We start from the raw sequence: 13,610 nt of genomic DNA, 5'->3' as shown, positions 1-13,610 counted from the left end.
AGTTTTTCGCGAGGTTCACGAACACAATTAAAAAAAAATAAACACATTGTGAGTAAAGCAAATCACGGTACAACTATTAGTTTCAATACTCAGAGCAACGCTCTATCTCGACTTCGCTCGATATGACGACACGCGCATCACGAAAGAACTTACTACTTAACACCTAGACATTCAACTTGCAGCATTTACAAAAGAGAAACGCCCCGCATTTGCGGGGCGTTTCTCTTTTGTTTTAATATAACGAACTTTTGAATTATTGAAGCACCACTCGTTTATTTAATGTGCCATTTGGGGTGGCAACTCTTACAAAATAAACTCCTTTAGCAAATCCATCTAAAGAAATTTGCTTAGTAGTTCCGGTTACAATAACACTATATTTCTCTGAAGCTATAAGTTGGCTTCTGCTATCATAAATTGCAACAGAAGTTTCTCCAACAGTATTGAATTGAACATTTACTAATCCTTCGGATGGATTTGGATAAATGTTAGCCAACCCATTTATTGAATTTTCATCAACACTTGTGTTACAAGTATTAACGGTAATTGTTGCAGATGTACTATCAACACAACCCAAAGCAGATGTATAGCTATACCAAATTGTGTGTAACCCAACTCCTGCAACAGAAGGAGAGAAAACTCCGTTAGAAACACCCGTGCCAATATACATTCCTCCTGTAGGTAAACCTCCGGATAATGTTAGTGAAGAAACAGATAAACAAACTGTATTTGTAGTAGGTGCAAATGTAACATTTGTTCCTCCTACTGTAACTACAACTGTATCCATATTAGTGCAAGCTCCACTGTATACCGTTAACACATAAACCGTAGTAACTGTAGGAGATGCAATCGGGTTAGCAATTGAATCGTTTGATAATCCCGTAGAAGGACTCCACGCATAATTACCACCACCTGTTCCCATCAACTGAATTGTTTGGTTTGTACAAATAGTATCGCCCAAGCCTGCATTAGCAGTTAATGCAGCGGCAATAGATACTAAAACAGTATCAGTACTTGAACAAATTCCATCAGATACACTAACAGTATAGGTAGTATTTGCAGAAGGAGAAGCGCTTGGATTAGAAATGTTTGTAAAATCTAACCCTGTAGATGGAGACCATAAATAATTACCACCTCCACTTGCTTGCAACTGAGCATTTCCTCCGGCACAAACCGCAGCATTCATTCCAGCATCTGCTGTAGGAGGAACATTAACTGTTGCAGTTTGCATACTAGAAGCAGAACAACCTAAACTATTTACATAATCATATACAATGGCATGTTGTCCTGCACCGGAAACAGAAGGATTAAAGTTTGACCCTGCAATTCCACTTCCTGTAAATGTTCCCATCGCAGGGATACCTGTAAGTAGATATAGGGAATTATCATTCGCACAATATGCACTTGCAGCTAAGCCGGTGAATGTTGTAGTTGGAGTAACAACAGAAACATTTCTATTCTGAGAACTTGAGTTCCCACACATATTTGTAACTGTTAGATTTACCATATAACTTCCTGTGCTACTAAATACATGCCAAGGATTTTGCACAAATGCTGTATCTCCATCGCCAAAATCCCACACATACGAATAAGTAGCTGCAGTAGATGGATCTACATTGCCTTGGTAGTTAAATTTAACGGTATCGCCACCACAAGCAAATGCTTTATCCATATCAAAAAACGTATTCGGAAAATTTGAATTGGTAATATTAGCTGTTGTTTGTAATGTATCTTTTGTTCCGCAACCGCTTGTAATAATAACAGACGCAGAGTACGTTCCGGGTGCATTAAATGCATGCATTGCAACCATTCCTGTGTCTGTTGTATTGTCTCCAAAATTCCACTCGTAACTTACCCCACCTACAGCAAAGAAACGAACAGGTTCGCCAACGCATTGCGCTGTATTATCACTGCTATTTTCCGCCAACGTAAATTGTGCCATATTTGGATTTCCAACATACACCATACCGTTATAGATAGAATCTAAACCACATGAATTAGTAGCTTTAAATGTAAACATATAAAGCCCCGTATCAGCATAGGTATGTTTAGCAAATACTTGAATACTGCTATCTGCATACGAATTAATATTAACAAGAGAATCGCCATCACCAAACCATACCGAGTATGAATATTTAATTTTATCGCCATTTTGATTGTCGAAGAAATAAACATTCTCTCCCGGACAAATTGACGGAGGAACTGCTTGCAGATTAACCATCGGCTTCATGTTGTTAACAACTTTAACCCATTTATATGCAGTATCTTTTTGCATACAAGAGCTGGTTAAAATCATCATTATTTGATATTTTCCGATGTTTGTATAACTATGAGTAGCATTGGTTGTTAATGCCGAATCGCCATCCCCAAACTCCCATCTGTAAGTTAAATATGAATTAGAAAACGTGTTGTTTCTAACTCCAAAAGATTCTCCAGGACATACATTTAAGGTATCTACACCCCACATATTGTTTCCTTCGAACAAAATATTCGCAAATAAATTATTAAATGTAGGATACTGAACATTTACCATAGAAGTTGCAGTATCACTATTGCCACAATTATTTGTACCAATCAACGTAATTGTATAGCTACCTGTATCGGCATACAGATGATTAAAAAAAGATTTATTAGAAGTAGAGCCATCACCTAAATTCCAATTATAAACTGCTGCTCCAAAAGAAGAAAAACTTACTGCTTCGTAAGGACAAGGATTAAAAGGATTTGCATTTATAAATAAATTAAGCGGTGTTGCATTATTAATGTGTATATATAAAGAATCTACATCTACATTTCCACAAAGATTCATTGCAACTAGCTTTACCTTATACATTCCTGTGTCAGCGTAAGAATGCTGAGGAGAAGCCATTGTTGAAGTGTCTCCATCTCCAAAATACCACAAGAAAGAATTTGCAGTTGCGTTATTATTCCAAAAACTAAGCAAGTCGTTCGGACATGCACTGTTGGCACTGTTTCCAATTTGCGCATTAGGAATAATCGTATTTGTAATAATTACATTTTGAGTTATTGTATCGGAAGGACAACTAAACGAATTATAATAAAGCGTAACTGTTTTTGTCCCGAGAGAAGAAAATGCTTTGTTTACATAATTGTTGGACATGGTAGCGTCTCCAAAATCCCAATTAAGATTTGAAAATGAGCTACTATTTATATAGTAATTTGTCATTTCCCCAGAACAAAAAGTAGAATTATTCTCCGGATAAAACATTCCTGGAGTTCCATCTATATTGATATTATTAGAAAAGCTTCCAATAAAATTTCCTGTACTGTCGTAACGGAACAATTGTATAAAATGTCCTCCGCCCCAAAAAACTTGAGTTGTGTTATACATTGAATCAATTTTAACATTATCTACATACCAAGCAAACTTATTCTTGGTAGTATCTCCCATAAAATGGGATTGATTTGTTAATGTTACTGTAACTGGCGCACAGCCTGCAGTAGAACTTGTAAAAAATGAAGCTTGAGCAAACATATTGCCTCCAAGCATCACTAAACAAATTAGTAAAGAGAGTAGATTTTTTTTCATTTCTGTTGTTTATGATTGGTTAACTTACACAAAGTAAAAATTTAGATGAACAATAAAAAATAATCGACAAGATTTTACGAATTAAAATCGATATGATATTTATCATCAAAACTATTAAAGAGTATTGTGTAGTAAATCAGAAAAAAATTATCTGTTAATTACTATTCTTTCTGTTGATACTCCAATGGATGTTTTTACACGAACTAAATATAACCCATTTGTCAAATTTGACAGATTTAGAGTTTTGGGAGCTGAGTTGTCAAAGCTATTCTCAAACAACAACTTTCCAGTAGCATCAACTATTTCAAGCTGTACTTTTTCTAGATTATTTTCTAACACAATAGTAACAAAATCTGCTGTTGGATTAGGATAAAGTGCAAATGTGTTTTTATTTTTTTCTGACACAGACAAACTACTACTACCCGAAGTAGCCCTGAATATATAAGCAGACCCGGAGTTGAATAGAGATCCTGTTCCTAAAACATTTTCGTCTTCGTACACAGCACCAATAATAGCTCTGTCATTTTTAATTGCGACATCGTATCCATAATAATCACCAGATGCTAAATCGGACGAAAGTGCCTTGTTTAATAAATTCCAATTTCCAGAACTATTACGCTTATATATATGCGTAGATCCAGCTTGTGTTAATTGATTTATAGAAGAGGTGTCTCCTTCTTGAAATGCGCCAATAATAGCTGTACTATCCGAAACATCAACAGCCCAACCAAATCGTCCATCGTTATCTCTATATGAGGAAACGATTTTTTGTGTTTGCACCCAAGTATTAGAAGTATTATACTCAAAAATATAAGCAGATCCTGCATTATGAATATTGTTTAACCCAGAAGCATCTGCACTATCTCCATATGCACCAATTATTGCAAAATCATTGCAAATTCCTACAGACCATCCAAAATAAGCCATACTGCGCCTGTCGTTGGCAACAATTTTTTGCATCTCAGTCCAAGTTCCCGAAGTTTGTTTTTCAAAAATATATGCAGCACCTGTAAAGAATGAAAAATTACCCCCGGTTGCATTCGTATAGTTTTGATGGCTGCCTACAATTATTCTGTTTTTATGTATGGCAACGGAAGTTCCAAAATAATCTGTTGCATTAAAATCAGACGCAATTAATTTTTGAGTCTCATTCCAAACACCGGAAGAATTACGTTCAAAAACATAAACTTCTCCAGCAGCCACATGGTGTGTGCTTCCTACAATTACATCTTGATTGTATGTTCCAATAACTGCAACATTACTATCAATATCAACACTAAATCCGAAAGAGCCTCCATTGGTAGAGCCAGCTAACCTGTCGGACGCTACAAGCTTTTGCACTTGAATCCAAGAACCGGAAGATTGTTTTTCAAATATATATGCAGCTCCGGCCCAATCTACATAATTACTTCCATTGGCATCAAAATCATTAGCAGGGCAACCTACAATTGCGTAGTTGCCTGAAATTGCAACATCGTACCCAAATTCTGCAACTGTGTCTCTATCGTTTGGCAAAATTTTTACTTTCTGCGTATAACCTGTTTTTCCGTCCCCTTCAAATATGTATGCAGCTCCTGCCATCTGCATTGTGTTTTGCCCATTCCCATCTCTATCCTCTAACCAAGTTCCTACTATAGCATAGGGACCATCAATATCTACAGCGTTTCCAAATTGTTGATTCGATTTTCTATCGGAGGCCACAATTTTTTCTAATTGCTGCCATGTTTGAGCATTGAGATTCGAAATAAATACAACTGCAATAAAAAGTAGTTTTTTTTTCATTTGTTTGTGTTTTAAATAGTGGTTGGGGTATTTTGTTTAGATATTATTTGTGGTTAGTACTATATATATACGATATTGTTTAAAAATTCATTTTAAAAAGATAAGACATTTTATTTATTTAAGAAATTAATACCGTCCGTAAAAAAACAACCACTACTTACTCTTTTTTGCTGGGAAGCAACTAAACAGTACACTTGCTAACAAACCAACAACAATAGGATAGCTATCTGGAAATAATAAAGTACAAATCACCCAAGTTGCAAACCCTCCGAGCATAGAACACAAGGCAACACGCTCCGATTTCAATTTAAAGAACAAACCGGCCGTAAGTGGCACAAATAAAGAAACCAAACTAATTGCAGAAGCTTCTCCTACTAATTCATAAATATCTCTGCGCACCAATGCCATGATTAATGCAATAGCCGAAACAACCAAAACACTAATACGTGTAATACGTAATAATTTTTTATCGCTTAATTTCCTTTTAAAAAAATGAGGTTTTAAAATATTTTCACTTAAAATTACAGCGGGGGCCAAAATAGCTCCACTTGCTGTGCTCATAATTGCAGATATCAAAGCCCCAAAAAACAATATTTGTATCAATAAAGGTGTTTTAGTAAGTACTAGTGTTGGCAACATGTTTTGAATATCATCTCCAAAATCAAGATTCATTTTTTTTGCAATCAAAGCCAAAACTAAAGGAATTAAGGCAATGGTAAAATACAAAACACTTCCAATAATAGAAGATACCACCGCTACTTTCTCCGACTTGGATGCCATCACACGTTGGTAAACATCTTGCTGCGGAATAGAACCTAAACCGAGTGTAATGAGTGCTGCAAAAAAAGAAATATAATCTCTGGGAGTTGTTAGCGATATAGAGTAGTGGCTTTTAGGTATTTCAGAAAATAATTTTGAAATTCCTCCGACTTCCGGCAAAAGAAAAAGTAAAACGATTACCAATCCAATGATTATAAAAATCATTTGAATAAAATCTGTGACCGATACGGCTAGCATTCCGCCAACATAGGTGTAAAGTATAACAATAGCCGATGTAGCAATAATACAGACATGCAAATCCCAACCACTTAACAAGCTCACTACAATTCCCATTGCAACCATTTGAGCTGCTATCCAACCAAAATAAGATATAATTAAAAAAAGTGCGGCTACAATTTCTGCTTTAGGACCAAATGTAACTTTATAAAAATCTCCAAAGGTTAATAACTTCATTCTATAAAGAGGTCGTGCATAAAACAAACCAATTAGCAACAAACACAACGATGCTCCAAATGGGTCTTCAATTACTCCAATTAATCCATACTCTGCATATTGAGAAGATGCTCCCAAAAGAGTTTCGGATCCAAACCATGTTGCAAAAACGGTAGCTGTTGCCATAGACAATGGCAAGCGATGTCCGGCTACAATAAAATCGGAAGTAGACTTTAAATACCTTGCCGAAAACAAGCCTATAAATAAAGTAACAAGTATATAAATAAGAATAAAAAGTATCAGCACGTATATTAAAGCGTATTTTGAATTAGTTAATATTACTTTTATATAACCAACTAAACAATTATGAACGAGATAAACAAAAATAATTTTATACCGGCATTCGAACAAATCATTAAACATACTCTTTTCGAAAACAAAACACTTAGCAAAGAGCTAGAACAAACGTTTAAGCACAATAAGTTTTTTGACGATATAAAAATCAGGTCGTTATTTATAAACGACATTTACGACCTTATTCGTTACTGGCGATTGTGGTGTGCTGCAGCGGGAATAGAAAACCACATGAGTACTAATTTAGAAATTAGAAAAGTAATTTTTGCTTGGGCAACTTGCAGAAACAATAATTACTACAACAATGTGTCGGAGAACACACAAACTGACATTTTGGGTAAATACGTTGTTGCAAAAACAGAAAACGAAGAATCTGTTCCTGATTGGATTAATGAACTTGGAAAAAATGATTATGGCGATGAGTGGAAAAACATACTGCACGAATTAAACAAAAACTCTAAAATACACGTTCGGACAAATACGCTTCGCACAACCACCTCCAATCTAGTTTCCGAATTTGCCAAGAACAAAATTGATGCAACAGAATTTCAGGAAACCAAGGATGCACTATTTGTTACTACCTATAAAAATTTATTCGAGACACCTCAGTTTAAAAATGGGCACTTCGAATTTCAAGATGTATCATCACAGCAAGTAAGTATTTTCTGCAACGTAACACCGGGCATGCGTGTAATAGATGCATGTGCAGGGGCCGGAGGGAAATCGCTGCATTTAGCAACGCTCATGAATAATAGAGGTAAAATTATTGCATTGGATATTCACAAATGGAAATTGGACGAACTAAAAAAGCGAATGGTACGAAACGGAATATCAATTATTGAACCTAGAACAATTGAGTCGAGCAAAACAATAAAACGATTGCACCACTCTGCAGATTTAGTTTTGCTTGATATTCCCTGCTCGGGAAGTGGAGTTTGGAGAAGAAATCCGGACATGAAATGGAAATTGGAAAAAGATGGGTATAATCGATTAATTGATCTCCAAAAAGAACTTCTTGAAAAATATTCGTTGATGGTAAAACCCGAAGGAATTTTAGTTTACGCTACATGCAGCATATTTAAAGGCGAAGGAGAGATTCAAATTCAAAACTTTTTAACTAAAAAAGGAAGTGAATGGGATTTTGTAAAAGAAAAAAGAATTCTTCCGGAAGAAAAAAATGGAGATGGATTTTACATGGCTTTATTGAAAAGAAAAAAATAATTTTCACACAACACCCTACACCCCTTTATCAACAACACATACAAGAGCACACTCATTTAAAAAAATAAAATATTTAAACATGAGCAAGAACTAAAAATCGAAATCCAACGTTGTTAACAAAAAGCTGTTGAAAAAATAAATGCACAATAGTTTGTTTTATAGAATCATTTTTAGTTACTTAGATGCATAAACTAAAACCAAAAACCATGGCAACTAAGAAAAAAGCAGCAGCTCCAAAAAAGAAGGCAGCAGCTCCTAAGAAAAAAGCAGCAGCTCCTAAAAAGAAAGCAGCAGCTAAAAAGAAAAAGTAAGAATCAAGCCCCCGGAATCGGGGGCTTTTCTTTTACAATAGTTTTTGTCTCTCTACTCCCAACCCTGGTTCATCATTCAAATAAATTTTTCCTCTCGAAAAATTTAATCCCCAAAAAAAATCTTCTTTAATCAATAATGGGCCATCTAAATCAACCCAATCTGCCAATCCCGCTAATACAGCTGCTGCGGAGTTTGCACACGAAGTTTCAGACATACAACCAATCAAAATCTTCAACTTAAGGTTTCGAGCTTTAGTAATTATTTTAAATGCTTCTCTAATACCACCACACTTCATCAACTTAATATTAATTCCATCAAAACAATTTGCAACAACATCTAAATCATCAAAAGTTTGTAAAGACTCGTCTGCAATAATTGGAAGTGGAGATTTCTCTTTTAACCAACCGTGTTCATCCAACATTTTTTTATTCATCGGCTGTTCTACAAACAACACGTTTTTTGTTTGCAACCATTGTATCATATCAAGGGCTTCCTCCTTTGTTTTCCAGCCTTGATTTACATCAACAGCAATAGGTTTATCTGTATATGAACGTACATTAGATACAAGCATTCTATCATTGGTCGAGCCCAGTTTTAATTTTAATAATGAATATTCTTTTGCTTCATCTAACTTTTGGTGCAACTCCTTTTCGTTGTCGGTTATTCCAATAGTAAAAAATGTAGGGAAATTTGTATGCCCACGTATCCCATATATCTCTCTTATATTCCTACCACTTATTTTGCCAACTAAATCGTGTGCTGCCATATCTAAAGCAGCTTTAGCTGCATAATTTTCAGGCATACAATTCCATAGTACATTTAAAAGTTCATTCAAATTTATTTCTCCTTCGTAGTTCTCTAATAACACTGCCGCTTTTTTACAATATTGCTCAACACTTGCTTGATTTTCTTTAAGGTATGGAGGAAGCGAAGCTTCTCCATAACCGGAAAAACTTGCGGCTTTAAGTTCTACAAAAACCACAGAAGTGGATGTTCTTGCATTAAGCGCTATTTTAAAAGGATGCTTAAACTCTAATTGATTTGGGTAGTACTTAAGTTGAATCATAGCAGTAAAAAATATACGTCAATATTATATATAATATTTATATACGTATATATTTGTATCGAATAATCAATCACAACAAAAAATCATGAGAACAAATTTTTTATTACTTATAGCGTGTGTACTATTTATAGCATCGTGCGGTAACGAATCAAAAGAAAATGCAAATGTACCTGCCGGCATGACACAGGTTGATTTAACTAAATACGGATTAGACGCTACTATTAACATACCAGACTCGACTAACGGAACAGCAGAAATTGTACAACAATCTTGGGGTGCAACAGAAATAAAAATTGGGCAAGGCTTTCAATTATCTATTATTGAAGATGCCGGAGATATTAGCTTAGCTAAAAGTGATGTAGCTGGGAATGATGTAAATAAACTAAAAAAATATTTGATTGATGAACCAACTACAATTTTGTATGAATCGTCAATTATCGAAAATCAATCGGAATATCACTTATATGCTATAATTAAAACTGGCGAAAAATCATTTGTTGTTGAAGATATTAAAGGCGATGCCTTTTCAGAAAAGGAAATTAGAACTATGCTTGAATCAGCTAAAAGCATTACTGCTAAAACCAAATCAGCTTCTGGCAAAGCTTCTTAAAAATACAATCAACAAATCATTATTCTCTCCTATTATCTACTTTTCGTAGATAATAACTCCGTCTTTCAGAAAACCAACTACCTTAAACTCGGTTCTTCTGTTTGCCTGATGCTCCTTTTCGGTACACGGCACTTTCTTGGGACCTTCGCATTCGCACTTATTTACTAATTGTGTTTCACCATACCCTTTTCCGGTAATGCGTACTGCCTCAATAGCATGATCAACGATATACTGAGCAGATGATTTTGCACGCTTATCAGATAAATCCAAATTGGACTTTGACGGACTTCTGCAATCTGTATGAGAACCGAGTTCGATAACAATATCATCGTTTTCTTTTAGCAAACGAACAATTTTATCAAGTTCTTTAGCCGCATCTTTTCTAATATTCCACTTCCCTAGGTCGAAATAAATATTATCTATTTTAATAGAACGACCTACTATTATGCGTTCTACATCTACATTTTTTTCAAAAAGCAACGTCTGCTTAAGCGCCAACTTTTTCTTATCCAACGTAGACACTTCTTCGCTCGTAGTAAAATAGCCTGATTTAATAGCCGTAACCTTATACACTTTATTTGTTTCTAATTGACAAGTTTTATATTTCCCATCTTTATCTAAAACTGTTTCATATACTTTTTCGTTTGTCAACGGGTCGGTAACAATCAACTTTGCGCCACCCAGTGGTATTAGCCCGTTCATTTTATCGCGTACAGCTCCCGACAAACAAACAGCTCCAATATTTTCTAAGTACAGTGTTTGTTCGTATGTTTTTGTTTCCTTAGCTCCTTCTGTTGATACTATTGCCTTATCCGAAGTTTTCCCGTTTAAGCTTGCAGTAAGCGAATACAAGTTCTCTCCGACAAGTGGTATCGATATAATTTTACCCTGCTCGTTTGTAGCTACCAAAACAGACTTTCCATCGCTACCAATAATCGAAACTTGCGCATTAGCAACCGGAGATTTTTCTTTAAAATTATTCAGAACCAACACATTTAAATCTAGCACCATTGCTTTGGCTAGTCTTACTTCTATGTTAGGATTAGATGGATTGGTAATGATAGCGATTGTATTGTTTTTGTAGGTATCGGCAATCCCCTCTACTTCATATTTTCTGTTGGGGAATAAATCAATTTCAAGGACACCATTGTCTAATTGTTTCTCTATTATTCTTCCGGTAACCATGTCTTTAATCTTTACCATGGACGATTTAATATTAAGTGTTGTTTTTTCATCTACCACTACAATGCTAAATTTCTCTTTTAGTTTTATAAACGAATAAATGTCATCATTCAAATCTAAATTCTGCCTATTTGAGCTAAAATAACCTGTTTTATTGTCTGCATTAATCGTTAAAGAAAAATCATCTCCGGAACTGTTAATTGGAGCGCCCATATTAATTACCGAGCTAATTTCTCCGAAACGATACATCGTATAAAAAATATCTAACCCGCCAATTCCCTCTCTCCCATTAGAGGAGAAAAAAAGCGTGCCATCTGAATGAATAAAAGGGAACACTTCATCTCCTTTTGTATTGATATTATCTCCTAAATTAGTTGGCTTGCTCCAACCTTCTCCCTCCTTCGTGCATACGTACAAATCCATTCCACCAAAACCTCCGGGCATATCAGAAGTGAAAAACAGTTTTGTTCCATCATTGCTAATGGCAGGATGAGCACAACTATATTCATTGCTATTGTAAGCAAAAGGAATACTGTTTTCAAATACGGTTTTTCCTTCTTTATCTTCAATTATTTTTGCAGAAAATATTTTCAGCTTAACAACACCCTCTGCACTCTTAGCAACTTTTCCTTTTTCAATATTGTTGCGAGTAAAATATGCAACATTGTTATTTTTAGAAAAGCAAATTGGACCATCATTAAATTTGGAACTTATATTTTTTGTAAAAAATTTAGGTTCCGAATAATTAGTACCGCTTTTATCTGTATAGTACAAGCTATAAAATTGTTTGTTTGTCCACGCATGCGTGCGAAGCAACATATTAGTTTCTTTTTCTCTTGATGACATAAAAACAATGCCTTGCTTATATATTGTCGGTGAAAAATCATTTTGAGCCGAATTAAACGGAAGCTTCGAAATTATATAACTATCGCTATCCTTAAAAAACTGATTTATATTGGCTATTGATTTAGCAAAAGTTGTTCCTCTTGCATCCGAATCATACTGCTCCATCCAACGTTTTGCCTCTGAGTAATTACCCATACTCATTAACGTTTGACCGTAGTAATACTTATGTATAGGTTGGCATTCTTTTAGCTCTACCACTTTGGCATACATTTTAGCAGCCATTGAAGTATTGTTGGTGAGTCGATAGCAGTCGGCCAATTTAATAATTGCTTCTGCGTTATCAGAATTCTTTATCAAAACTTTTTCATAGCTAGCAATGGCTTCAGCATAAGCCTTTTGACTATATAGTTTATTCCCCTTTTTTAATGAATACGATTGAGCTATTGCTACATGAGCGAATACAATCACTGAAACAAAAAGAAATAACGTTTTCTTAGAAACTATCTTATACATATTAAAAGCGCTTTTATGTCAAATTAAAAATATCTTGGAGATGCAATTTTTCTTTTGTTGTAACTAAACAAATAATTTATCGCAATTTCATGCGAGCCGGAATTGTATTGCTGCAATGCCGTTAATGAATAGTCGTATGAATAATTTATAAGTAATTGTGGGGTTACTTGATATCCAACCAATGCAGATATATCGGCTTTAGTACGATAGGAAATACCTAGCCAAAGCAACTCTTTCAATAACACATTTACATTCATATCCACTTCTATTGGTGCATTTTTTACAACTTTGGTCATCATTTGCGGTTTTAGTTTTATATCATCCGCAACATCAAATACGTATCCTGCCACAAAAAAGTAATGAAAGTTATCTGGTTGAAATTTGTTTTTCTTCTCAATTTGTTGATTTGCATTTAACTTAATATCATTATTTACCAATCGAGGAATTGACAATCCGGTATAAAAACGTCCGGTGTAATAATACATTCCAAATCCAAAATTAGGTGTACGTACTGTAGGTGTGTTAGCTGCAAATAATTGATCTCCCTGTGTAGTAGTATTTAACTGCGACAATTTCTCTTCTATACTATTCATACCGGCTTGCAAACCTAGAGAGAATAACCCTTTTGAAAGTTTAAAACGATACGCATATCCCACAAAACTCATTGTTCTGTTAGCAACACCAATTTTATCATTCAATAAAGAAAACGACAATCCCATTTTATTATTCATCAATGGAGCATGCGCAGAAAAACTAATTGTTTTAGGCGCTCCAGGAATATTTACCCACTGGGAGCGATACAACGAAGTTAACGACACCGCCTCCTTAGAGCCTGCATAGGCAGGATTAATAAATGCTTCGTTAAACATGTATTGAGTAAACATAGGGTCGTACTGGGCTTTTACAACACCTACAAACAAAATCAATACAGCTAATGTGTTTCTATATTTTTGCATAACAATAGG

The 13,610-nt window shown here is 34.9% G+C and carries 8 protein-coding genes; 2 read left to right on the top strand and 6 right to left on the bottom strand.

Annotation, left to right across the window (positions count from 1 at the left end):
• Nucleotides 1–253: 253 nt before the first annotated feature.
• The 3 genes from J0M08_08125 to J0M08_08115 form a co-directional block, all read right to left on the bottom strand.
• Nucleotides 254–3,547, bottom strand: a complete 3,294-nt coding sequence (locus J0M08_08125; GenBank protein MBN8703017.1) for a PKD domain-containing protein — start codon at nucleotides 3,545–3,547, stop codon at nucleotides 254–256.
• Nucleotides 3,548–3,694: 147 nt separating this feature from the next.
• Complete coding sequence (locus J0M08_08120) at nucleotides 3,695–5,329, bottom strand: T9SS type A sorting domain-containing protein (GenBank protein MBN8703016.1); 1,635 nt, start codon at nucleotides 5,327–5,329, stop codon at nucleotides 3,695–3,697.
• A gap of 153 nt (nucleotides 5,330–5,482) precedes the next feature.
• Nucleotides 5,483–6,847: a sodium:solute symporter family protein gene (locus tag J0M08_08115; protein MBN8703015.1), complete on the bottom strand. Its 1,365-nt coding sequence runs from the start codon at nucleotides 6,845–6,847 to the stop codon at nucleotides 5,483–5,485.
• A 60-nt stretch (nucleotides 6,848–6,907) separates the two neighbouring features.
• Here J0M08_08115 and J0M08_08110 point away from each other — a divergent pair, with 60 nt between their 5' ends.
• Nucleotides 6,908–8,116, top strand: coding sequence for an RsmB/NOP family class I SAM-dependent RNA methyltransferase (locus J0M08_08110; protein MBN8703014.1), 1,209 nt, complete (start codon nucleotides 6,908–6,910; stop codon nucleotides 8,114–8,116).
• A 343-nt stretch (nucleotides 8,117–8,459) separates the two neighbouring features.
• Here the strand turns inward: J0M08_08110 and J0M08_08105 are convergent, their stop codons facing one another.
• Nucleotides 8,460–9,491, bottom strand: coding sequence for a dipeptide epimerase (locus tag J0M08_08105; GenBank protein MBN8703013.1), 1,032 nt, complete (start codon nucleotides 9,489–9,491; stop codon nucleotides 8,460–8,462).
• Between the two features lie 88 nt (nucleotides 9,492–9,579).
• Between J0M08_08105 and J0M08_08100 the strand changes: the two genes are divergently transcribed.
• Entirely contained in the window at nucleotides 9,580–10,104 is a 525-nt protein-coding gene (locus tag J0M08_08100; protein ID MBN8703012.1) for a hypothetical protein, read from the top strand.
• Between the two features lie 36 nt (nucleotides 10,105–10,140).
• Here the strand turns inward: J0M08_08100 and J0M08_08095 are convergent, their stop codons facing one another.
• Together J0M08_08095 and J0M08_08090 are read right to left on the bottom strand one after the other, a co-directional pair.
• Nucleotides 10,141–12,645, bottom strand: coding sequence for an OmpA family protein (locus J0M08_08095; GenBank protein MBN8703011.1), 2,505 nt, complete (start codon nucleotides 12,643–12,645; stop codon nucleotides 10,141–10,143).
• 23 nt (nucleotides 12,646–12,668) lie between these two features.
• Nucleotides 12,669–13,601: a type IX secretion system membrane protein PorP/SprF gene (locus tag J0M08_08090; protein MBN8703010.1), complete on the bottom strand. Its 933-nt coding sequence runs from the start codon at nucleotides 13,599–13,601 to the stop codon at nucleotides 12,669–12,671.
• Nucleotides 13,602–13,610: the final 9 nt, after the last annotated feature.

This window comes from Bacteroidota bacterium, from assembly GCA_017303975.1.
In the GTDB taxonomy this organism is placed as follows: domain Bacteria; phylum Bacteroidota; class Bacteroidia; order JAFLBG01; family JAFLBG01; genus JAFLBG01.
Note: the sequence above shows the minus strand (reverse complement) of the source record. Positions and strands in the feature narration are given on the sequence as shown.

What these genes read in the sequence shown, in the direction of transcription:
- J0M08_08125 (MBN8703017.1), bottom strand. Translation starts at nt 3,547, where the DNA reads ATGAAAAAAAATCTACTCTCTTTACTAATTTGTTTAGTGATGCTTGGA.
- J0M08_08120 (MBN8703016.1), bottom strand. Translation starts at nt 5,329, where the DNA reads ATGAAAAAAAAACTACTTTTTATTGCAGTTGTATTTATTTCGAATCTC.
- J0M08_08110 (MBN8703014.1), top strand. Translation starts at nt 6,908, where the DNA reads ATGAACGAGATAAACAAAAATAATTTTATACCGGCATTCGAACAAATC.
- J0M08_08100 (MBN8703012.1), top strand. Translation starts at nt 9,580, where the DNA reads ATGAGAACAAATTTTTTATTACTTATAGCGTGTGTACTATTTATAGCA.
- J0M08_08095 (MBN8703011.1), bottom strand. Translation starts at nt 12,645, where the DNA reads ATGTATAAGATAGTTTCTAAGAAAACGTTATTTCTTTTTGTTTCAGTG.
- J0M08_08090 (MBN8703010.1), bottom strand. Translation starts at nt 13,601, where the DNA reads ATGCAAAAATATAGAAACACATTAGCTGTATTGATTTTGTTTGTAGGT.